25 protein-coding genes and 1 other RNA gene are annotated in these 23144 nt (G+C 29.3%); 7 read left to right on the top strand and 19 right to left on the bottom strand.

Features of this window, described 5'->3' with window-relative positions; all coding sequences use genetic code 4:
* Positions 1-9: 9 nt before the first annotated feature.
* Both ELUMI_RS00760 and rpsF read right to left on the bottom strand, forming a co-directional pair.
* Positions 10-432: a single-stranded DNA-binding protein gene (locus tag ELUMI_RS00760; protein WP_025734391.1), complete on the bottom strand. Its 423-nt coding sequence runs from the start codon at positions 430-432 to the stop codon at positions 10-12.
* A 20-nt stretch (positions 433-452) separates the two neighbouring features.
* Positions 453-1355: a 30S ribosomal protein S6 gene (rpsF, locus tag ELUMI_RS00765; RefSeq protein WP_025734390.1), complete on the bottom strand. Its 903-nt coding sequence runs from the start codon at positions 1353-1355 to the stop codon at positions 453-455.
* Between the two features lie 213 nt (positions 1356-1568).
* Here rpsF and ELUMI_RS00770 point away from each other — a divergent pair, with 213 nt between their 5' ends.
* Positions 1569-2240 (top strand): Fic family protein, encoded by a 672-nt coding sequence (locus ELUMI_RS00770; protein ID WP_025734389.1) that lies wholly within the window; start codon positions 1569-1571, stop codon positions 2238-2240.
* 448 nt (positions 2241-2688) lie between these two features.
* Here ELUMI_RS00770 and lysS read toward each other — a convergent pair whose 3' ends face one another.
* The 3 genes from lysS to ELUMI_RS00785 are packed head-to-tail and all read right to left on the bottom strand — an operon-like array spanning position 2689 to position 5478.
* Positions 2689-4191: a lysine--tRNA ligase gene (gene lysS, locus ELUMI_RS00775; protein WP_025734388.1), complete on the bottom strand. Its 1503-nt coding sequence runs from the start codon at positions 4189-4191 to the stop codon at positions 2689-2691.
* Entirely contained in the window at positions 4178-5170 is a 993-nt protein-coding gene (gene dusB / locus ELUMI_RS00780) for a tRNA dihydrouridine synthase DusB (protein ID WP_025734387.1), read from the bottom strand. Before dusB ends, lysS begins: the two co-directional genes overlap by 14 nt.
* A gap of 2 nt (positions 5171-5172) precedes the next feature.
* Positions 5173-5478: a DUF1904 family protein gene (locus ELUMI_RS00785; protein ID WP_025734386.1), complete on the bottom strand. Its 306-nt coding sequence runs from the start codon at positions 5476-5478 to the stop codon at positions 5173-5175.
* An 87-nt stretch (positions 5479-5565) separates the two neighbouring features.
* Here ELUMI_RS00785 and ELUMI_RS00790 point away from each other — a divergent pair, with 87 nt between their 5' ends.
* The gene (locus ELUMI_RS00790; RefSeq protein ID WP_198514020.1) at positions 5566-6732 is read left to right on the top strand and encodes a DDE-type integrase/transposase/recombinase; all 1167 of its coding nucleotides are present in this window, start codon (positions 5566-5568) and stop codon (positions 6730-6732) included.
* A 41-nt stretch (positions 6733-6773) separates the two neighbouring features.
* On the opposite strand, the gene ELUMI_RS00795 is transcribed toward ELUMI_RS00790, so the two are convergent.
* The 11 genes from ELUMI_RS00795 to ffs all read right to left on the bottom strand — a co-directional run bounded on the left by ELUMI_RS00795 (position 6774) and on the right by ffs (position 17604).
* On the bottom strand, positions 6774-7637 hold the full coding sequence (locus ELUMI_RS00795; RefSeq protein WP_420855230.1) for an ABC transporter ATP-binding protein: 864 nt from the start codon (positions 7635-7637) through the stop codon (positions 6774-6776).
* 388 nt (positions 7638-8025) lie between these two features.
* Complete coding sequence (locus tag ELUMI_RS00800) at positions 8026-8883, bottom strand: Hsp33 family molecular chaperone HslO (RefSeq protein ID WP_025734313.1); 858 nt, start codon at positions 8881-8883, stop codon at positions 8026-8028.
* 46 nt (positions 8884-8929) lie between these two features.
* A complete protein-coding gene (gene ftsH, locus ELUMI_RS00805) occupies positions 8930-11095 on the bottom strand; it encodes an ATP-dependent zinc metalloprotease FtsH (protein WP_025734312.1) in 2166 nt (721 codons plus the stop codon).
* Positions 11096-11140: 45 nt separating this feature from the next.
* Complete coding sequence (tilS, locus tag ELUMI_RS00810) at positions 11141-12334, bottom strand: tRNA lysidine(34) synthetase TilS (protein WP_025734311.1); 1194 nt, start codon at positions 12332-12334, stop codon at positions 11141-11143.
* Positions 12335-12345: 11 nt separating this feature from the next.
* Complete coding sequence (locus ELUMI_RS00815; protein ID WP_025734310.1) at positions 12346-13068, bottom strand: tRNA1(Val) (adenine(37)-N6)-methyltransferase; 723 nt, start codon at positions 13066-13068, stop codon at positions 12346-12348.
* Positions 13068-13811: a hypothetical protein gene (locus ELUMI_RS00820; protein ID WP_025734309.1), complete on the bottom strand. Its 744-nt coding sequence runs from the start codon at positions 13809-13811 to the stop codon at positions 13068-13070. Before ELUMI_RS00820 ends, ELUMI_RS00815 begins: the two co-directional genes overlap by 1 nt.
* The gene (gene tmk, locus ELUMI_RS00825; RefSeq protein WP_025734308.1) at positions 13798-14427 is read right to left on the bottom strand and encodes a dTMP kinase; all 630 of its coding nucleotides are present in this window, start codon (positions 14425-14427) and stop codon (positions 13798-13800) included. Before tmk ends, ELUMI_RS00820 begins: the two co-directional genes overlap by 14 nt.
* Position 14428: 1 nt before the next feature.
* Positions 14429-15022, bottom strand: a complete 594-nt coding sequence (gene recR, locus ELUMI_RS00830; RefSeq protein ID WP_025734307.1) for a recombination mediator RecR — start codon at positions 15020-15022, stop codon at positions 14429-14431.
* 1 nt (position 15023) lies between these two features.
* On the bottom strand, positions 15024-16991 hold the full coding sequence (dnaX, locus tag ELUMI_RS00835; protein ID WP_025734306.1) for a DNA polymerase III subunit gamma/tau: 1968 nt from the start codon (positions 16989-16991) through the stop codon (positions 15024-15026).
* A gap of 69 nt (positions 16992-17060) precedes the next feature.
* Entirely contained in the window at positions 17061-17498 is a 438-nt protein-coding gene (locus tag ELUMI_RS00840; protein WP_035018826.1) for a nucleoside deaminase, read from the bottom strand.
* An 8-nt stretch (positions 17499-17506) separates the two neighbouring features.
* Positions 17507-17604, bottom strand: an RNA gene (ffs, locus tag ELUMI_RS00845) — signal recognition particle sRNA small type.
* A 224-nt stretch (positions 17605-17828) separates the two neighbouring features.
* Between ffs and ELUMI_RS00850 the strand changes: the two genes are divergently transcribed.
* The 4 genes from ELUMI_RS00850 (at position 17829) to ELUMI_RS00865 (ending at position 19498) form a co-directional block, all read left to right on the top strand.
* Positions 17829-18464, top strand: a complete 636-nt coding sequence (locus ELUMI_RS00850) for an ATP-binding cassette domain-containing protein (protein ID WP_025734304.1) — start codon at positions 17829-17831, stop codon at positions 18462-18464.
* The gene (locus ELUMI_RS00855) at positions 18457-18765 is read left to right on the top strand and encodes an ATP-binding cassette domain-containing protein (RefSeq protein WP_025734303.1); all 309 of its coding nucleotides are present in this window, start codon (positions 18457-18459) and stop codon (positions 18763-18765) included. Before ELUMI_RS00850 ends, ELUMI_RS00855 begins: the two co-directional genes overlap by 8 nt.
* A 43-nt stretch (positions 18766-18808) precedes the next feature.
* Complete coding sequence (locus ELUMI_RS00860) at positions 18809-19147, top strand: ATP-binding cassette domain-containing protein (protein WP_025734302.1); 339 nt, start codon at positions 18809-18811, stop codon at positions 19145-19147.
* A 135-nt stretch (positions 19148-19282) separates the two neighbouring features.
* Positions 19283-19498 (top strand): hypothetical protein, encoded by a 216-nt coding sequence (locus ELUMI_RS00865; RefSeq protein ID WP_025734301.1) that lies wholly within the window; start codon positions 19283-19285, stop codon positions 19496-19498.
* Positions 19499-19697: 199 nt separating this feature from the next.
* Here the strand turns inward: ELUMI_RS00865 and yidC are convergent, their stop codons facing one another.
* The 3 genes from yidC to rpmH are packed head-to-tail and all read right to left on the bottom strand — an operon-like array spanning position 19698 to position 21405.
* Positions 19698-20906 (bottom strand): membrane protein insertase YidC, encoded by a 1209-nt coding sequence (gene yidC, locus ELUMI_RS00870; RefSeq protein ID WP_025734300.1) that lies wholly within the window; start codon positions 20904-20906, stop codon positions 19698-19700.
* A 13-nt stretch (positions 20907-20919) separates the two neighbouring features.
* Positions 20920-21261, bottom strand: a complete 342-nt coding sequence (gene rnpA, locus ELUMI_RS00875) for a ribonuclease P protein component (RefSeq protein WP_025734299.1) — start codon at positions 21259-21261, stop codon at positions 20920-20922.
* Positions 21262-21270: 9 nt separating this feature from the next.
* Positions 21271-21405 carry a 50S ribosomal protein L34 gene (gene rpmH, locus ELUMI_RS00880; protein WP_025734298.1) on the bottom strand — a complete coding sequence of 45 codons (135 nt, stop codon included), beginning with the start codon at positions 21403-21405 and terminating at the stop codon, positions 21271-21273.
* 316 nt (positions 21406-21721) lie between these two features.
* Between rpmH and dnaA the strand changes: the two genes are divergently transcribed.
* The gene (gene dnaA / locus ELUMI_RS00885) at positions 21722-23044 is read left to right on the top strand and encodes a chromosomal replication initiator protein DnaA (protein WP_025734297.1); all 1323 of its coding nucleotides are present in this window, start codon (positions 21722-21724) and stop codon (positions 23042-23044) included.
* The last annotated feature ends 100 nt before the right edge of the window (positions 23045-23144 follow it).

The following is a 23144-nucleotide window of genomic DNA, read 5'->3' on the forward strand; positions in this document are numbered from 1 at the left end:
CCTTTCTGATTAATCTCATAAAATAGAGTCTTCGATAGTTTGATTATCGTTTTGGGGCTCTTCAATCTTTTGGTTTTGTGATTGTTGATTAGAAGGTTTGTATGCTTGGGTTTCATTGTTTCGCGATGATTTAGACTCAAGAAATTCTACACGGTCAGCATTGATATTGACAATACTTTCATACTTTCCATTGTCTTGTTTTGAACGCACAGAAATTCTGCCTGTAACTCCAACTAAACTTCCTTTTTTAAGGTAGTTTGTCATTTGGATAGCATTGTTATCTCATGCGATGCATGGGATAAATTGTGTGTGTTCTCCATCTTTTCTAAATTCAGAAACAGCAACTGTAAAGCCAACAAATTTTGTTCCATTGGCTGAGTCACGTAATTCTAAATCATTGGTAATTCTTCCGATTAATGATACTTGGTTCATTCTAATAACCCCCTCTATTTTTATTTATTAAGTTTTGTAGCAACTGACTTCATGTATTTGATTAATTCTTTTTTAGTCATATCACGTAAGTTTGCTTGGTGAATTTTTGCTTCACTTTCTGGTGCTAAAGCTCTTAAAGAATTGGCGTGTTTTTGTAATTCACTTCTTAATTCTGTAATGGCATCAGATCCGTCTAATTTAGCTCTTTCTTCAGTTGACATTTGTGCTTTTTTAGCTTTTGCTTCTGCACGAGCTTTGATAATTTTTTCTTTATCAGCTTCTTCAGTTGCTGCTGCTAATGCTTTTTCATGTGCTTCACGTTCTAATCTGTCTGCTTCTTCATGTTTTTTTAATTCAGCAGCATATTTTTCTTGCATACGTACAACGTAGGCGTGTGAGTCCTCTGATGATGATTTTTCGTCAGCAGGTTTTGCCAAACCAGCAGGTTTGTCAGCTCTTGGTCCACTAAAATCTTTATTAAATCTTGGTTTATATTCACCTCTGTCTTTGTTAAAGTCTTTGTTATCTTTATTTCACTCTCTTTTAACAAAAGGTTTTTTGAAGTCTCTTTTCTCACGACGTTCTTCTTCATATTTTGTCATGTCAGTTTTTGACATTTTTGTTGTTTGTTCATAGTTTTGTAAATTTTCAGTATTTAAAACTAATGTACGAACAACGTTTTTGTCAATTCCTGTCACACGCTCAAATTCAGCAACTGCTGATGATGTTGTTTCAACGATAACAACAACGTAATATCCTTTTTTCTTGTGATTGATTTCATAAGCAAAATTCATTAATCCTCATTCTGAGCTTTCAATGATTTTTCCTTCTGAAGTCAAGATACCGTTTAGTTTATTAATAACTTCTTGTGTATCTTTTACATCTTGATCAAGGATATACATAATTTCATATTTTCTTTTCATAATGTATAAATCTCCTCCTTATGGTCTTTGGACATTTCTGCCAAGGAGTTAATCCGTGTAATTAACTCGTTTAATATTATAGCATAGCAAGCATTATTATCATTTAGATTTATATAAATTCCACCATTTTGTACATGAATTGTTGGAAGGAAAGCAAGTTTAAAACCTGCTTTTTGTTATAATGTGAATAGAGAAAAACGAAGAGGTGAAGTTATGAATAAATGAAATGAATCATTTTTAATTGCCAAAAAAAATTTAAAGAAAAACATATATTCCCTTTCACAATTCGAAGGGATAAACGCGACGATTCCTGAAACTGAGACAATTTTAGAAGTTGGTAAATCTAGAGGTGTTGATGAATTTGATATTAATATTATCTTAAATTTGAAAAGAGCTTGAAACTATATTCTTAATAACCCCACTTCTTATATTGATGATGAATATATAAAAGAGATAAATGCTATAGTTGCTAGAAACCAATCTTTAAGTGCGGGCAATTTCAGAGGAAAAGATAATTTTGTAAGCGTTTTTGGAGTCAAAGAAGAAATAAAACCTTTAACAGACGAAGAAAGATGTGCTTATTTAAAAGAGATAAATAATATCAAAAACCCCAAAGAAAGAGCTTTAGAGTATCTTGTTTTTGGAATAACATCTCAAATGTTTTGAGATGGTAATAAAAGAACTTCTTTTCTAATGTCTAACGCCATCTTAATAAATGAAAACATAGGTGTGCTTAATATAGACCTAGATGATCTTGATTTGTTCAATAAATCTTTGTCCAATTATTACAATGAAAAAAATGAGGATAATAAAAATATCCTATTACGCGTATTAGAACAAAATATAGAATATAGTTCTGAATATGCAAATGATTTAGAACTATAAAAAAATATTATTTAACAAGAGATAGTTTGTAATGGCTGAAAAAGTGCGTTAACTTAAAGACCTCCAAAACATAAATTTACATTTACTTTTGGGGCATTTCTATTTACCTTTGACATTAGATTTAAATAAATTACCTTTAAAAAAGTTTTTATACAGAAATGTGATCATGAACTTATTTAATATAAGTCTGGACAATCATAGCCAATAGCGCTTCGTGCTGTTTTCTGTTTTAAAAATAAAAAGTGTTAGTTTTTCAACTAACACTTTGCCTAAGATGCCACGTACTTAGATTACGCTTAAAACTCAAAAGTTTATTTGGCGTTTCTTCAAGGTCTTCATAAGTATTTTAGCACTTTAAAATAGGAAAAATGAATAAGGGGTAAATTAAGTGGGAAAGTGATTTTAAAAAAACAGAAGTCGAGCTTCTGTTTAAATATTAAATTATTGATTATTCTCTTGGTTTCATTTGCGGGAATAATAAAACGTCTTTGATTGAATCTGAATTGGTTAATAACATTACCATTCGATCAATTCCTAATCCTAAACCAGCAGTTGGTGGTAACCCATATTCTAATGCTTCAATGAAATCAATATCCATTTCACCAGCTTCATCGTTTCCAAATTCAATTTCTTTTAATTGTTCTTCAAATCGATTGTACTGTTCAATTGGGTTATTTAATTCTGCATAAGCATTAGCATATTCACGTCCGATGATAAATAATTCAAAGCGATCTGTAAATCGTGGGTTCTCTTTATTTCGTTTTGACAAAGGTGAAATTTCAACTGGTTGACCATAAATAAAAGTTGGTTCAATGATTGTACTTTCAACAAATTCTTCAAAGAAAAGATTAATAATATGTCCAACGCTAAAGTGGTGTTTTTCAACATGAATATTATGTTCTTTGGCGATTTTAATCGCTTCATCTAAACTCATATTTTGTCAAAAATCAATACCAACCACTTGTTTGATGGCATCAACCATATGCACACGTTTAAATGGTTTTGATAAATCTATTTCATGTTCACCATATTTGATTTTTCCAGAATTATTAACTGCTTTATTACATTCTTTCATGATTTTTTCTGTAATGTCCATCAAGAATTTTAAACCTTTAAAAGCAACATATAATTCTAAAGTTGTGAATTCTGGGTTGTGTCTTGCACTCATTCCTTCATTTCTAAATAAACGCCCGATTTCATAGACACCTTCAAAACCACCAACAATTAAACGTTTTAAATGTAATTCTGTTGCAACTCTTAGTGTGAATTCACGATCTAAAGCATTGAAATATGATTTAAATGGTTTAGCAGCAGCCCCACCTTTAACAGATTGTAAAATTGGTGTTTCAACTTCCATATATCCTTGGCCATCTAAAAATCCTTGCAATGCACGAATAATTTTTGAACGATTTTGGAACGTTTTTTTAACCTCTGGGTTCATAATTAAATCAACATATCGACGACGATATTTTTCTTCAATATTTTGAATTCCTGAATATTTATCTGGAAGTGGTTTTAAAGCTTTTGAAAGTAAAGTATATTTTGATACACGAATTGATAATTCTCCATGATCAGTTTTCATGATCATTCCTTCAACTCCGATAATATCTCCAAGATCCAATTCTCTAAATTGATTAAAATTGTCTTCCCCAATTTCGTCCATTCGAACATACAATTGAATGTCTGAATCTTGATCTTGAATATTAATAAAAGCACCCTTTTTACCAGCTTCACGAAATTGTTTAATTCTTCCAGCAGTTTTGATCACTTCTTTTGATTCAAGATTTGTTAATTTTTCTTTTGAAAAATTTTCATATTTTGTTCTTAATTCCTTTAAGGTTGCATTCCTTTCAAATTCTGTAATTTCAAAAGGATCTTGTTGTTTTTCAACAAGATTTTTATACTTTTCACGACGGATAAGTTCTTGCTCTGTAAATTTACGATTGTCCATTTTTTTCTTCTCTTTCATATTGATTAATCAAACTTATTACATCTTGCAAACTTTCGATTTTGTTCGCTTGTTCTTTAAGACTATTAGTTGATTTGGTTTTTACTAGAACATCAAAATATCAAGTGAGATGTTTTCTAAACTCTCTCATTGCTCATTCTTCTGTTTTTAAGTCTATTAACATTTTAGCATGTTCTAAAACAGTTTCTTTCCATTCTTTAAAACTTGGTTTAGCAAGTTCTTGTCCGGTTTCAAAAAAATAATTACATTGTTCAAAAATTCATGGGTTTCCTTGGCAACCTCTTGAAATCATCACAGCATCACAACCAGTTTCATCCAACATTTTTTTACCCGATTTTGCATCAACAACATCCCCATTACCAATCACAGGAATTTTGACAGCATCTTTAACTTCTTTGATTTTTTCTCAATCAGCATGGCCGGTATAAAAATCATTTCTGGTTCTTCCATGAACAGTAATTGCACTAGCCCCAGCTTTTTCAATTAGCTTTGCAACCTCAACAGCATTCACACTATCTTTGTCTCAACCTAAACGGATTTTAGCAGTTACAGGTTTGCTTGTGTTTTCAACAACAGCTTTGACAATATCATGGATTAAATCTGGAGTTTTCAACAAAGCTGAACCTGATTCAGATCTAATAGCGACTTTGGGGGCTGGACATCCGATGTTTAAATCAATGATGTCGCAATCAACATTTTTATCCATTCACTGAGCAGCTTTGCTAAAGGATTCGACATCATTGCCAAAAATTTGCATACTCATCGGATGTTCTTGTTCACCAACATTTAGCATGCTAAATGTTTTTTCATTATTGTGGGCCATTCCTTCAACACTCACCATTTCTGAGCAAACCAAAGCTGCTCCGTGTTTTTTTGAAATCATTCTAAACGCCTGATTTGAAACACCAGCCATTGGTCCTTGAATAAATTTGCCCTTAATTTCAATATTTCCTATTTTCATCTTTATTTCATTCTTCTTCCATTAACAAATAATTTATCATTAACATCGGTGAAAAAAACACTCACCGTATCTCCATCGTCTTTGAAAAATTCTTTTAAGTATTTAGCAAAAATTTCTTCTTTGTCTGTTCTTTGTTTTCATTCCACTTGAATGTAAATTGTTTTTTCGATGCTAAATACTTCATCGTTTGCGAAAAGAAAAATAAGTTTGGTTGGGTGAACATTCACCATCTCACTGATATGATCGATTTCTTGATATAAATCTTCCATTCTTTTTCTTTCAATTCCACTTATTGTAATTGTTGGCATGATTTTAGTCTCCTTTTAACTTAAATATATTGTACTTTAAAAAACAAAAACCCCATATAAACTGGGAAAAAATAATTCTACACAACCATGAAAGGAAGTGTGGAATTTTTTATGTCCAAACAATTAACAACAAGTGAGTGAGTAGAAATTGTAGAAATTTACAATAAAAAAGGGATTGATCTAGCGGTTACTGAATATTTAAAAACAAGAGATAAAAATTTACATTTAAAAGACGCGAGAAAAAGAATTAGAAAAAAAGCCAAATTATTAGATAATTTAGGTATGCAAGAATACAAAAAGAAAAAAATTAATGGGAGACCTTTAAAAAGAGATGACTCGGATATTCCGGGTATTATAGATAAATTGAATGAGGAACAAAAAAGAGAAATCATTGAACACTGAATAAAAGATCAACGAGATAAAGAAAAGAAAGAAAAGTTGAGCGATTTTTCTACTTTAACAAATTCTTTAAAAGCTGAGGTTGTATCACTCCATAGAACAACAATGTATAAGAAACATATTACAAAAACATATAAATACGATTACTTAAAAGCTGAGGTTGTAAAAATCTTTAATGAAAGCAAAAAAATATATGGGAGTAGAAAAATTGCGATAATCCTTGGTGAAAATGGGATTTCCATTAGTGATAGAACGCTAAGAAATTACATGATTAGATGGGGAATAGCCACTTTAACTAGACAAAAGAAAAGAAAATCTGAGCAAAAAAACACTAAAGTGAAATATGTTGATCAAGTAAATAGAAATTATAATCCAGAAAAAGATAACATTGTCGCAACCGATGTTTCTTATATTCCTGCCAATACACAGCAAAATTTTGTATATTTATCAGTCGTGATCAGTCACAAAACTAAACTAATAGAATCATGAAAATTATCTTATTTAAATGACACAAAACTTGTATTAGATACAATTGATGAACTAAAAAGAACAAACTTTATTTTTCACTCTGATCATGGAATCCAATATTCCTCATACCAAGTTATTGAAAAATTAAGAAACATGAGTGGAATAACATCTATGAGTCGAATTGGTAATTCTTTAGATAATAGAGAGGTTGAATATTTCTTTAGTTGCCTAAAAGGAGAATACCTTAATCATATAAAAACCAAAACAATGGGTTTAGAAGAAATCCATAAGCATATTGCAGAATATATAGAATGATATAATTCTAAAAGAATACAAAAAAGATTGAATTGAAAAACGCCAGCTTATGCCAGCGCTCTAAATTCATAATGTGTAGAATTATTTTTTCCCAGTTTAATAGGGGTTCCTTGTTATGACCAATCAATAGTTGATGGATCAGCTGGGTTTGGGTTGTGAATTAGTTCATCAATTAAACCGTTTTTAATATGGATAATTGTGTTACCAATTTTGGCAATGTTGGGGTTATGTGTAACCACAACAATTGTTGTTTTAAATTCTTTGTTAACCTTAACCAAAATATCAAGTACTTTACGCCCCATTTCTTCATCCAATGCTCCAGTTGGTTCATCAGCAAATAAAATTGATGGGTTTTTAGTCAATGCACGAGCGATTGAGACACGTTGTTGTTGTCCCCCTGACATTTGGTGTGGATATTTATTCAACTGTTCTGTCATTCCGATTGTTTCAAAGATTTTTTCAATTGTGAAATTTTCATTCTTATTAGTTGATAAGTTTTCTCCAACTTCAGCATTTTCTTTGGCAGTTAAGTTTGTCAATAAGTTATATTGTTGGAAAATGAAACCAACATTTTTTCTTCTGAACTTTGTTAAGTGAGAATCTTTTAGTAATGTTAGGTTTGATCCTAAAACAAAAACATCACCACTTGTTGCTTTATCTAAACCAGAAATAATATTCAAGAATGTTGTTTTTCCAGATCCTGATGGTCCAAGAATTACAATGAAATCACCTTGATCTAATTTGATGTCAATTCCTTTTAAAACTGGTGTTTCCAAATCTCCTGTGATGTATGATTTTTTCACATTTTTTAATTCAATTGAATGTTTTTTGATATTTGGTTTATATCCAGTTGTCGAAACAACATTACCTTCTAAAATTTCTTTTGAATATCTTGAAGTTAATTGTTTTTGGTTCTTTTGTTGAAATTTTAATCCTTTAACACCATCTTCAAATTCTTTATGGTCTGGAACAACCACAAATTGTCTTTCGTGACTGTTAAGTTCCTTTTTTGCTAAATCAAGTTCATTCTGTGCTAAATCAAGTTCATCACTGTTTGGGTTCTTTTTTTGTTTTAAACCATTAACTTTATGTTGAAGTTTTTCAACCTTTTTAATTAATTGTTTTTTATTCAAACTAACTGGTTCAGATGCGTCTTTTGATACCGCGTTTGGTTGTTCTAATATTTCAGATGTTTTAGGCTCTTTTGCTAATTTCTCTGCTTTTGGTTCCTTGACTAATTTGTCAATTTTAGGTTCTTTTGGCAACTTTGATTTTGTTGATTTTGGTTGCTTTAGTTCTTCTGGCATGTAGTCTCTCCTATATAATTAAACAATGTCTAATTTATTTTATCATTTTAACAACCAATTAATTATTCAATTGTTTCAATTCATCAATTAAAATTTGGTATTCTTTTTTACAAAACTCACAATGTACAATTGCAGGTTCGTTTTGTTGAATCATCTCTTTAATTTCTTTTTTGTTTAAAAGTTTTATTGCATTTAAAACTTTTTCTTTGTTGCATGTGCAGGCAAAGTTTATTGTTCTTGTGGTTAAAATTTCAGCATCATCAATGATGTCTTTAATTAAATCATGGTAGTTAAAAGTTTTGATCAAAATATCTGTCACAAAATTATAATTGCCTATTTTGCGTTCAAGATAATCAATATCTTCTCATGTGTGGTTAGGCAATATTTGAATCAAAATCCCAACAACATGCTCAACATTGAACTGTTCATCTAATGTTGCTCTTGTCATAATTAAAGATCTGACTTGATTTGATGCTCTTAAATATTCCATAAAATTTGCATCAATCCCACCGGTTAAATTAACTGTTGAAATATGGGGTTCATAATTTTGTAAATATTGTCCTACAACCATTATTCCATCTTGTCCGAGTGCTGCACTAAATGGGTCTTCTAAATCAATAATCTTTGTTGGATCAAAATCAGCATTTTGAATAAAGGATCTTATTTTATCTTCTTTAAATTCAGTAATGATTTTGCCTAAATATCCATCACTTGGTGAAATTGTTGTGTTCATTAATTCACCGTTTTTTAGATCCAGCGAGATCAAAGTATTAGCTGCTGTAATTCGACTTAAAACAACTCCGGCAATCGGGTTTGTTTTTTGTAATGCCAAAATTTCTTTCATTGATTCTGTGATATTAACTATTGAAATTTTTACATTGTGTTTTTTGCTTATTGCTTTTATTGCTACGTCCATTTTTGCCTTTCTTAAAAATAAAAACAACGAAAATTAATTCGTGTTTTTATTTTTTGGTTTCTTCATCATCATCTTTTTTCTTCGGTGATGGTTTTTTAGAGGTTGGTTTCTTCTTTGGTTTTTCATCAGTTTCTTTGCTAATTTTCTTAGCACCTGATTTTGGTGATTTTGGTTTTTTAGTTTCTTCCACAACATCAGATTTAGATGGTTTTTTAGCAGTTTCAGAACTTAAATCTTCAGTTTTAGTTTCAGAAGATTTCTTTTTGAATTTAGCTTCTTCTTTTTTAACATCTTCAAGATCGATATCGATAATATCACCAGATTCTTTTTTCTTAGATTCTTCAGCTCAACGTTCTTTTGCTTCAACGACTTCTTTTGGTAATTTACCTTCTTTGTCAATGTAATCAATTTGTTCAGAAGTAATTGTTTCTAAAACGTTTAGAGATTCAGCAAGTAACTCTAATGTGTCTTTATGTTGATTAATAATTTCTATAGCTTCAACGTATGCTTGATCAAGAATTTTTTGAATTTCTTTATCAATTTTTGAGGCAGTTTCATCAGAATAAGTTCCTTCAAGTCTACCATATGATTCTTCAGCCATTGTTAAGAATTTAGTCATTCCTAAACTTGACATTCCAAATTGAACAACCATTCGACGAGCAATATGTGTTGCTTTATCTAAGTCATCATGTGCACCAGTTGTTACGTTTTCTTTACCAAACATAATTTCTTCAGCCGCACGTCCACCTAAATAACCAGCAATCATGGCATATAAATCTTTTTTCGATGAAAAGACAGTTTCGTCTTTCGGTGTCATGATGGTGTACCCACCAGCATTTCCACGAGGAATAATTGTCACTTTTTGTACTTTCGAAGCACTTTCAAGTTTCAACCCAATCAAGGCATGCCCAGATTCGTGATAAGAAACAATTTTCTTGTCTTGTTTTGTCATCGCACGATTCTTTTTAGCGGGTCCACCAACTACACGATCAATCGCTTCATCAATTTCTAAAATTGTAATAATACTTTTATTTTCACGAACCATTAAAATTGCTGCTTCATTTAAAACGTTTTCCAATTGTGCTCCAGAAAATCCGGGAGTACGTTCAGCCACACGATGTCAATCAACTGATGCTTCAATTTTTTTACCACGTGAATGCAATTTAAGAATTGCTTCACGTTCACGAATATCTGGTAATGAAACTTGAATCACACGATCAAAACGTCCGGGACGTAATAATGCAGGATCTAAGACATCAGAACGGTTAGTTGCAGCCATCACGATAACTCCGCTATTAGTTCCAAATCCATCCATTTCAACCAATAATTGGTTTAACGTTTGTTCACTTGTTCCTGTTCCCATTGAAGCAGAACGTTTACGTCCAACCGCATCAATTTCATCAATAAAAATAATACATGGGGCGTTCTTTTTCGCATCAACAAACATTTCACGAACACGACTAGCACCAACTCCGACAAACATTTCTTCAAATTCTGATCCAGATATTGAGAAGAACGCAACTCCAGCTTCTCCAGCTACAGCTTTAGCTAATAAAGTTTTACCAGTTCCTGGTGGTCCTTCCATTAGAACACCTTTAGGAACACGAGCTCCTGCTTCAACATATTTTTGTGGGTTTTTTAAATAGTCAACTAATTCAATTAGTTCACTTTTTTCTTCTTCGATTCCAGCTACATCTGAAAATTTAACATTGGTTTTGGTTTGAGTTGCACGGTTTTTTCCCATTCCGAAAATTCCTTGGCCTCCACCCATGCCACCACCTTTTGTCATGCTTTTGTACATCACTGTAAAGATTATAATCATGAATAAGATTGGTAATAATGACATTACGATACCCATTCAGTTTGAAGTTTGAGTTGAAATTACAGCATTACCATTTAAATATGTGCTCAACATTAAATAAAATGGATTATCGCTATTTAAGAGTGATTGAGATGCACCAATTGAAAACTTAATTCAATTTCCTGCACCGTTTTGATAAATTCCAGCAATATTCATGTAACCATTAATACTTAGGTTAACTTTTACACCTTTCAATTTATTTGGAGTGCTAGTAACAAAGTCGTTTAATCAGTTAATATTACGAGTTTCAGATGATCCTTGAAGGGTGAAAACAATTGAAGTTATAATGATTGCCAGGATGATTACTAGTACCAATCAAAACCATCAACTTGTTTTTTGTTTTTCTTTCATTCTGTTTCTCCTAATTTCTTTTTAAATTTTAGCATATTTAAGCCATTAATTAATACTGTTTAGTACTTTCAAATTTTTTATGTTGTAAACAACCGCTTTATAAATCCTGTTTTTATAACTTATTTTTTGATCAATTAAATATCTATTCATTTTTTTGTTTTTATAATTTGTGACCATCTTATAATGTTCAAAATCATTTGTAATTATGTATGGATAGTTTTCTTTGTCTTCACGAATTTTATGCAATAAATCTCTATCATTTATAAATTCTTCTACTAAATATAATTCATCTGGATTATTAATAATAAATGATTTAATTTGTATTGAATCTTTATAGAGTAAATATATTATAGCAAAATCTTTAATCAAGAAAAAATCACCGATTTCGATTTTTCAAAATGGTTTGGTTGTGGTTTTCAATCGCTTGCTGATTTCAACAATTGTTTGTTTTTTTCGATTATGTAACAAGTAGGTTTTATCTAATTTTTCAAAATATTGATAAACAATTCTTTGAATTAGATCGTCTTCTAATTTTGAAAAATTTTTATCAATTCTTAATTCATCTTCAATTAAATTTTTTTCAACATATTTTTTTGCCTGTTTAATCTCAACTTCTAATTGTTTGTTTTTCATCAAAATTTCATCCATGTATTGATCAAAATCTGATTCTTTTAAGCTGCTTCTAATTTTGTTTCTTTCATAGCGTTGATCAAAATTTGTCACATCAATGACATATGGAATTTTTTCGGCTTCTAATTTTTTTAAGATTTCACTTTTTTTAAAATCAAGCATCGGTCTGATCACGGTCATGTTTTTATATGTTGATACTTTTTGAATTCCTCAATAACTATTCAAATTTTGTCTTCTAAGTTGCATCAAATAAGTTTCGATATGATCGTTTTGATTGTGGGCAATCAAAAGATTATTGATCTGATATTTTTCACCCATTTCACAAAAAAAGTTGTATCGTTCTTCTCTTGCTCAAGCTTCAAAATTAAAGTTTGAAGCTTGATAAATCAAAGGGTCAATCACTTTCACTTCTAATATTAGATCATGTTGATTGCAAAATTCTTCAACAATTTTTTGATCATTGATTGAATCACTTCTAAAGTTATAATTGACATGACAAACAACGATTTCTTTTGGTTTTTGTTTCACTAATTCAGACAATAAAAACATGCTATCAGGACCCCCAGATACACCAATTAAATATTTATTATTAAAACCAAATTCCAACATTAAATCACCAACTAATCTCTAAACATTTCCAACAATTCATCCGTATAAGTTTCATCTGAATTATGCGCAATTAAGGGTGGTAAAATACTCATTCCTTCATTCCCATTTAAAATCGCATCAATCAAAACTGTTTTGGCTTTTTGATCTTTTTTGGAATGAACAAATCTAATTCTTTTGGGCATCAATTTGTTTTGGTAAAACAAATTGATAATTTCACCAACCCTTTCTGCTCGATGAACAATTGTAAATGAACCACCATTTCTTAGAACTTGACTGGCTGAGTGGATAATCTCTTCTAATGTAATCAGTGTTTCATGTCTTGCATTAACAACTTCTTGACTTAAAGCTTTAGTTTTAGGTGATCCATCCATTTTAAAAAAAGGCGGGTTACAAATAACGGCATCAAATTTGTGTCTATTGGTTTTTGCAAAATTTTTAACATCTGCGCAAATTATTTCAATTTGCCCATCAAGTTTATTTAGAACAACATTTTCTTGTGCTAATTGCGCTGCTTGTTCTTGAATTTCAACACCACAAATATATGCTTTTGTATATTTGCTCACAATCAAAGGAATGACTGCGTTGTTAGTTCCAAAATCAACAATCGTTTTGATTTTGGAATTTAAATTGATAAATCTAGAAACCAAAACACTATCTAAGGTAAAAGAAAACATCTTTGTATCTTGATACAAAGTACGATCTTTATAACCTAAAATATCATTTTTAATTTTCATTAAAGCCTTTCTGCAATTTTAATAAAATAATTATCAATTGCTAATTTATCATTTGGTAAATTTTTTAAATCTTCAATCAAAGTAATTGTGTCTTCTGCAAATTCGGGGAATTTTTTCAGAATGGTTCTATTCATTGCTTGTTCTAAAATTTCAATAAATTCTGATTTGTTAATCTTTTTAAACTTGCTGGCGGATAATAGATATGTTTCTTTTGATCGTGTCTCAAACATTATTTCTAAATCATTTTGATCACTGTGATCAAAATGAGAATCAATCACAAATAGTTTACATCTTGATCTAATTGTTTGAATAATTTTAGATCTATCCTTACTCAAAAGAAGGGCATATGTATTTAATGGTGGTTCTTCTAAAAATTTTAACAAAGCATTGGCAGCACTTGTTTTTAAATTTTCAACAACATCAATCACATAGACTTTGGTCTTTGTTTCTTCAATTGAAGTGAAAGAAAATTTATCAATTATTTCTTGAATTTTTTCTTTGCTAATTTCTGATGTTGAATCACCAACAGTAATAACATCAAGAAGTAAATTCTTTTTAAATCTTGAACAAAAAACACAACCATCATCTTGGTTTGATTGATTTTCACAAAACATAAATCTCATCAATTCTTGACTGACTTCTTGTAAATCATTGATGCTTCTAGAATTTAAAATAATTGATGAGTATAGATTTTTTGTTTTATAAAGTTGTTTAAGTTCGTTGATTAAATTATTTTTTTCCATGATGTTTAATAGCTTCCAAAATGATTTTTTCAGTTTCTTTTTGAACTTCAGAAACTGGAAGGTTTGTATTAACAACTTTAAATCGATTAGGGTATTTTTTAATTAAAATTTCATAACCTTCTTTTACTTTGGCTTTGAATTTTTCGTTTTCAGCATCTAATCTATTTTTTAAATCTTCACGCATAGACATTCTTTTCTCAGCTTCTTTGGGATCAACACTAAAAAAAATTGTTAAATCAGGAATATATTTCCCGATTACAATTTTTTGAACTTCATCAACATTATCAATTCCAATACCTCTAGCATTTCCTTGATAAGCGCTTGTTGAATCCATAAAGCGATCAGAAATTACAATTTTTCCAGATTCTAGTGCAGGAATTATAACCTTAACTAAATGTTCTCTTCTTGCTGCTAAAAATAATAACGCTTCTGTTCAACCATCAATTCCTGCACTTTGTTCGGTTAAAATTAATTGCCTAATTTCTTCAGCAACTTTTTCTCCACCAGGTTCGCGAGTATAAACCACTTGATAGCCCAAGTGTTCAAGTGTTGATTTTATTTTTTGAATAGCCGTTGTTTTACCAGACCCATCCATTCCTTCTAAAGTTATAAACATCTTATTTCCCCGTGATTTCTTTTCTATTATTTAATGCATATTCTAATGTTGATTCATCCATATAATCAAGCATACCACCACTCGGAATACCTTTTGCTATTCTTGTTGTTTTGATCTTTCTTAAATTAGCTATTTTTGATAAATAGTTAGCAGTTACTTCACCTTCGAAAGTGGCATTCAAAGCTAAGATCAATTCTGTTTTAGGATTAACTCTTTCAAACAACTCATTAATTTTTAAGTCTTCTGGTTTGATGTTTTTTCCTAAATTAATTTCCCCACCAAGAACTGCATATTTACCTTTATATTTTTTGTGTTTTTCAATATTCATTGCATCCATTGTTGTTCCAACAACACAAATAATATTGTCGTCTCTGGAATCATCTAAACATATGTCGCACAAATCATTATTAAGGGCGATATAAAAACATTCTTTACATACTTTAAAGTTGGATTTAATTTCTTTTAAGTGTTTAACCATTTCATCTAATTTTGAATTGTTGTTAATTAAATCAACAACCAATCTTTCAGAAGTCTTTTTAGTTAGTCCCTTATATTTAGAAATTAAATCAATAATTTCGTGAAATTCTTTTTCCATTTTAATCACCTATTTTTATATCTTCGCCAAAAATATCTTCAGCTATTTTTTGTAAATCATTTTTTTGATTATCTTTTTCATAATACAAATCTGTCGCTTTTTTCACTTCATATTTTGGCAATGAATTATTATTCTTTTTGTGTATAAAATCTTTTTTAACAAATTCTCATTTGTTTTTATCAAGGACATAAAAAATTAATTCTTCATTAAATATTGAAGTTAAGTTTTTTCTAAAATCAGGTTTTGATAATTCATTTAATAAAAAGTTTGCTTCAAGAGAATTTGGGAAATTAATTAAAACTTCATTTTCAGAAACGGCCGAAATTTTAGCTCCATAAAATGGTATAAATTTATTTGCTAATTCAAAATTTAATAAATTACCGTTTTGATCAGACTCAAATCAGTTAGTTATAACTCGTTCAATAACATCTCGCTTTTCTTTTTTAGCACCGACTAATAAATTGATAACATCATCAGTTGGTACTTGTAAATTATTTTTAATCATTGATGTTTCGATTGATTGATTTGTATACTCAGAAACCAATTCACCGACCGTTAATTTAACATTTTCCTTTTTAATATTTTTATCGAATTGCAATTCTGGTGCTGGATTATCAAATGGCTTGATTAATTTGGTTTCAATCACTTGGTTTATTGTGGTTTCTTTGATTAAATGCCCTATTTCAGTGGGTTTTTCTAATTCAATTGAGTTGATTTCAACCACTGGTTCAATCACTTTATCATGTGATTCAATCATTATTTTAGATTCTTCTTTAGGTTCTTCAACCAATTTATTTTCATCAACTTCATGAATTTTTTTTGATTCTATGAATTCATTGAAATCTGATTCTTTTTCTAATGGGAGTTGTGTCGCGTTTTTAATTTCGCTATTATTATTAATTGATTTTAAGAGGCTTATCAAAATGTAATTAAAGTTAATTTGTGTGCCTTTGGTTTTTGAATAAGCATCACTTAAATGATCAGCAATTAAAAATAAAGATTCTAAATTTGTTTTTATTTCATTGACATCACCAAGATCCAAAACAGACAACAAATTTGCATTATTGGTTATTTTATATTCAATTAATTCTTTAATAATTTCAATTAAACTCAATGCAAAAACATCAAAATCCATTCCTTGATTTTCGGCGTTTTCAAAATATTCAATTAAATCATTGGCATCATTATTGATGATGTTTTTGATTACATTTAATTTTTCTTTTTTTGATGCAAAATAAAAAATGTTTTTCAAACTTTCAATTGTTATTATCGAATCATTGACAACCATTAATTGTTCTAACATATTTAACGCATCTCTAAGTGAGCCGTCACTTAGGTAATAAATTTCATCAATTACATTGTCGTTTTCAAAAGTGAAACCTTCATTTTTAGCAACAAAATTAATTCTTTCTTTCATTGCTTGTTTTTGAATTTTTTTAAAATTCAAAACTTGGCATCGTGAAATAATTGTCTGTGGTATTTTTGAAAATTCTGTTGTTGCTAAAATAAATATTGCATGTGCAGGAGGTTCTTCTAAGGTCTTAAGTAAAGCGTTAAACGCAGCTTTACTTAGCATGTGAACTTCATCGATAATATAGGTTTTGTAATCGCCTAAAATTGACATTGTAGAGACATTATTTTTAATGTTTCTAATTTCATCAACACCACTATTTGACGCGGCATCAATCTCGTAAATATCTGGTGATTGTCCCTTGTTTGAAACAACACAACTTTCACAAATTTCACAAGGGTTTCCTTGTGTTAAATTTTTACAATTAATTGCTTTAGCGAAAATACGAGCAATCGATGTTTTACCAGTTCCCCTTTGTCCAGTTAACAAAAAAGCATGTGTGAAAGATTTCTCATCTAATTCCTTTTTCAAAATATTTACAACATTAAAATGTCCGGCAACATCATCAAATGTTGACGGTCTATATTTTCTATAAAGAGAATTTTTATTATTCAACATTTCAACCTCTTTTTTCTACATAAATATTTTACATTTAAATATAATATTAACCATTTTTTATTGATGTGGTTATCTAAGTTTTTGAAAAAAAACTTTAATGATATTTTTATAATAATCTACTTGTTCTTTGGTTCCAACTTTTTTAAGTTTAAACTTGATATCATTAACACTTAGATGTCTAGAAACCCCATATTTATCACCTTTTAAAAGATAATCGACGGTTTTAATTTTGGCTTGTTGGATTGCTTCAGAACACATCACGCAAGGTTCTAGTGTTGTGATTAGTTTGTAATCGTTTAAATTAAGTGATTTTATTTTTTTAGCCAATTTGTTGATTGCTATAATTTCTGCATGTGCAGAAATTTCTTTTTTTCTTTCACGTTCGTTAAAACCAAAACTAACGATCTCGTCGTTTTGGTTAACAATGATTGCTGAAATTGGCACATCATGATGCTTTTTTGTTTTTTCGATCGCTTTCATTAAAAAAGAAAATTGTTCATTTGTCATAAGTTGTCCTAAAAAAATAAAACCACTATACAAGACACGTTTCCTTATAGCTGCTACCTTCCGGTTCTGACTAAGTTCAGATGTTATCTTTATAATGGCATATATTATTTTAACATAGTTAAAAGCCTATTCTTTTTAAAAAATAAAATCATTTCTCTTTTTTGCACACCTTTAAAAAACTTTGCAAAAAAGCTTTAAATGTTTGTTTTTACCTCTTTTCTTTTAATGCTAAAATATTTATATTGAAAGGTGGTTGATTAAATGTACACAGCAAAATAATTTATTTTAAAAAATAATTATTTTTTTATCTTCTTAAAAGGAGGTGGGCATGTGTTACAAATCAATAACTTAGAACTTTTTTATGGTGATCAAAACATTTTTGAATTAAAAAGTTTAAACATAGAAAATAATAAATCAGTGATCGGAATAGTTGGAAACAACGGTTCAGGAAAATCTAGTCTAATGAAAATTATAGCCGGAATCGAAAATGAATATACCGGTTCTATTAAAAACAACTTTACAACTTTATACTTTGAGCAAAACTATTTTAAGTCTAACTTAATCAAAGTTAGTGGTGGCGAGTTTTGCAAACAACAAATTATTGATGCTTTTAAAAAAGATTGTAATCTTTTAATTTTGGATGAACCAACAGTTCATTTAGATTATGATAATCGGCAATTTTTAATTAAAGCAATCAAACACTTTAAGGGTGTTGTCTTATTAGTTACACATGATAGAGAATTAATAAAAGAAACTGCAGATAAAATTATAGAAATAAAAGATAAAAAAATTACATTATTTGACATGAAATACGAAGCTTTTTTGTTTGAAAAAGAAAACTTGTTCAAACAAAAAGAATTAGAAGTATTTCATTACAAAAAACATAAGAACAAATTAGAGAAAGAACTTGAGATGAGAAAAATTCATTCTCAAAAAAACAAATGAAAAACCAAAATGAATGAGTAATTCCGATGCTAAATTAATCAGTAGTTATAACTACCAAGGAAAACAAAGTGTTGATAAAAATATTAAATCTTTAAATACAAGATTGGACAAATTAAATAACGTAGTGCCAATATATGAGTTTAATAAGAAGATAGATTTTGTATTTACCCCTTCATTAAAACAAAAAAATCTTCTTGTTATTGAAAAATATAATTTTTCAATAACTAATGGTGATCGGATTTTAATTTATGGTAAAAACGGATCAGGAAAAACAACTTTACTTAACTTAATTAACGAGATGTTAATTGCAAAAAAACCCTAATATCCATGTTGGGTATTTAAAACAAAGTAGGAGCGACATAAATTTGAAATTAACTGTTAGGGAATATATTTATAATCATCTTGGAAATAACGACAAAAACATAAGAACATTGTTGTCTCAATTTAAATATTCTGAACAAACCTTTCATAAAAATGTTGTTGATTTGAGTGAAGGAGAAAAGATGCAACTAAATTTAAGCATCCTAATTTTAAAAGAAACTAATATCTTACTTTTGGATGAACCTACAAATTATTTAGATATTATGAGCATTGAAATGCTAGAACAAGCTTTAGAGAGATATTGTGGAACAATAATCTTGGTTACTCATGATTCAACCTTTGCAAGCAAAATTGTTACAAAAATAGTAAATATAGAAACATAAAAAAATAAACGCAAGATTGCGTTTATGAATTAAAAATCTATTTAAATTATTGTTTCACAACTATGCAAATTGAAATCAAAATTTAATTTTATCTTTTTACTAAGTTGTATAATTATTTAAAAGTGAGGTATTATTATGTTTTACAAATTTAAAAATTCAAACTTAAGTTTGAGCTATTTTTCAAAAAAAGTTGAAAATGTGATTATCAATATTGACCATATCCATTTTGTGTATCGCAGCAGTATCTATTATTATATTGTCTTCAAAAACAACACCAAGGCAACATTGAGGTACGATGAATCAAAAGAAGATATTCAAGAAATTGAAAGATTAATGGGCTTGGTTAAATAATTAAAATCTTTTTTAATATGTTAATTTAAAACGCATTAAAGTTTTAAAAGCACAGCAATTTTGAATCTATATTTTAAACACATTTTACGAATTTTTAAGTTCGTAAAATGTGTTTTTTGATTGCATTAAATAGAAGATCTTTTGAACAAAAAAACACCAATCAAATGTGATTGGTGTTTATAACATAGTGCAATTTGTATTATTTGTTTGTTGTTTGTTTGTTTGCTATTTGCTTGTTTGTTTTATTCATTTGACGTAATCGACGTTGACGTTCACGATCTCCACGTTTAACCTGTTTTTGATTATAGAAGTGGAATCCTAGCGTTTGTGAGATTTGGTAAGATGAAGAAAGAATCCAATAAATTGCAACTCCCGAAGAAACAGTGGCAACAACGAAGATGAACACAACCATCATTACCAATTGCATAATCAATTGTTTTTTTCTGGCTTTTCTTTGAGCTTCAGTTAAGGTTGAAGATTTTTGTTTTACATATTGTAGAATTGTTGGTAACAACATTGAAACAACTTGTAATGGGAAATAAACAACAAGTAGAACAATATAAATTGGTTCTCCGTGAGTTAATCTTTCTCATGGTGCTTCAATCAATGAAATCGCTCCAATATTGGCAACTTTTAGTGCTCTTGTTGATCTAACAACAGCATAAATCGCAAACAAGAATGGTAGGGATGCAAAACTTCCAGTAATCGCCCCCATTGGTGAAAGACCTTCTTTTTTATATAAAGCAGATGTTTCCATTTGTTGTTTTTGACGCGATTGGGTATCTTTTTTACCTTTATATTTAGCCGTTATTTCTGCTTGTTTTAATTGTAACATTTGCATTTTTTCTTGGTTTTTTTGAGATTTCCAGCTGAAAGCCAAAGTAATTGTTTTAACAATTAAAACAGTAAAGAAGATTGAGAAGAATGCAGCGATCCCATAGGCTTGTTGTTGTGAAGTTGATAAATCTGGATTTAGTGTTCCACTAAATCCTTTCAAAATTCCTACAAGTAAGAATCCCATTGGATAAACAAACAGTCCATAAAATAATGATCCGCCCGTTCTAGAAAATGCTTCAGCTCAAGAAGTTATACCATTATAACCATACTCAATTTCAGGTCCACCGATGTGTGTTTTACCACCGATTTCACCAAGAGATGTAATTACAATTTCAAAAGCTGTTCCAGGAGCAAAAACTTTTGTTCCTGTCATATCGATGATTTGTGAAACAACATAATCTTTTTGATACATTTGGATACATCCTCATAACATCGAAATAATGATTAGTAGAAACCCTGCAATTTTTAAAATCTTTAAAGCTAATTTAAGTTTTGCTCTAAGATCTTTTTTCTTATTAACCGCACCTTTGGGGTTTAAATGATTCATAACACTGTGGTGTTCTTTATACATACAATTCCCCCTTCTAGTTGTTGATTTTTTTTATTCTTGTTAGTATTTTGTTTAATTCATTGTTGTTTTGTTCGTATTTTGTTTTTAAAAAAACAGGTCGTGCGATGATAATAATTTTAAAGTTAAGTGCGCCAAATTCTGGTAATAAATTAAAAATTTGCATTCTAATTTGTCGCTTAACTTGATTTCTAACAACGGCATTGCCGATTTTTTTACCAACTGAAATTCCAAATTCTAATTTTGGTTCATTTGTTTTTTGGAAATAAACAACAAATGAAGAGTTTTTTAAAACATGATTTTGTTTTATTATTTCTTGAAATTCAAAATTTTTTTTAATAATTCTTTTATTTTTCATTAAATAAAATTAAGCAGAAAGTTTAGCTCTTCCTTTTGCTCTACGAGCATTGATTACTTTTCTTCCGTTTTTAGTTGCCATTCTAGCTCTAAAACCGTGAGTACGTGCGTGTTTAATTTTTGATGGTTGTCAAGTTCTTTTCATTGTGTTCACTCCTTCCGTTTTTGTCTATTGATTAATAAAATACAATGTTTATTATATATGATTTTTCTCTTGTTGGTGATTTTTTTTATTCTTAAACTTTATAAAATGGGTTATACACATTCTTTTCAAGGAGAAATCCACATTTTAAAAAACCAATGTGGAAAAGTGGAAAAAAGATAATGAATTGTGTTTTAATTGAATTTTTTAAAATCTGCAAGGAATAAAAAAATATTAAAATCAGGTTATCAACAATTTTGTTTTTGTTTTATTAAAAAGGACTTATAATTTATTTTAGAGAAAGAAACCGAGGTATGTAATGACTGAATTTAGCATTTGAGAAAAATTAAAAGAAGAGCTTTCACAAGATGCTAAAATTGATCAAAAAGTGTACAATTCCTACATATCAAAGGCTAATTTAATTGAAAATCAAAAAAACGATTATACACTGGTTGTGAAAAGTTCGATTGGTGCAAGGTTGGTTGAACAATTTCTACCAAACATTAGTGAGATCATCAAAAAATACACTAATCAATTGCCTCAAATTGACATAATAACCAACGAAGAGTTTAAAAAACAAGAAAAAATTAATAACGAAATCATCAATAAGGTAGCAACTGATTATGAATTTAGTTTTGAACATTTTATCCATGGTCCGAGCAATACTTTGGCTTTTAGAGCTGCGTGAAGTGTGGTTGAAAATCCAGCTCAATGATCACCTTTATTTATCTATGGTGATTCTGGGTTAGGAAAAACCCATTTATTAAAAGCAATTGAGTATGAAATTAAGAATAAACAACCAAATTTAAAGGTCAAATATATAACTAGTGAAGAATTTGGTCACCAAGTTGTTGAAGCAATCCAAAACGGATCAGACGCGATTGAAAAGTGAAAAAAAGACTTTATTTCTAATGATTTTTTGTTAATTGATGATATTCAATTTTTAGCAAAAAAAGAAAAAACAAACGAAATTTTATTCACTATTTTTAACCATTTTCTTGAAAATAAAAAACAACTTGTTTTTTCAAGTGATAAGGTTCCTGATCAATTAAATGGTTTTGATAACCGTTTAATCACTCGTTTTAACTTAGGATTAACAACTCAAATTAAACCTTTAGATTTAGATACTGCTTTAGATATTGTTGATGCAGAATTCAAAACACAAGGTTTAAATAAAGAGGTTCCAGAAGAAGTAAAAAATCATTGTGCTAAATTTTATGCAAATGATGTGAGAAAAATCAAAGGTTGCATTAGAAAAATTGTGTTTTGAATTTCAACAACCGAAGATTCGGTTTTAGATATTGATTTATTAAATGAAATTTTCAAAGATATTCCTGTTGTTAATTTAGGGATATTAAATGTTAAAAAAATCAAAGAAGTTGTTTCAGAAAAATACGGAGTTGCTTTAAAAACACTCGATGGTAAGGTTCGAACTAAGGAAAATGTCAATGCTCGGCATGTAGCAATGTACTTAACAAGAGAAATTTTAGGTCATAGTTTAACTGCGATTGGTTCTGAGTTCGGTGGGCGAGATCACACAACAGTTATGAGTGGAATTAAGAAAATTGAAAACTCAATTAAAGCTGAAAAAAGTTTCAAAAACCAAATTGAAGCTTTGAAAAATAAAATCATGTCCAAGTAGTGTTGAAAAAGATTGATATGTTGTGTTGAATTAAGACTTTGATTTGTTATAGATTGTTGTTAAAAACAACTTATCAACAAATAAACAATGTAATAATAAT

It is taken from the genome of Williamsoniiplasma luminosum (assembly GCF_002803985.1).
Lineage (GTDB): Bacteria > Bacillota_I > Bacilli_A > Mycoplasmatales > Mycoplasmataceae > Williamsoniiplasma > Williamsoniiplasma luminosum.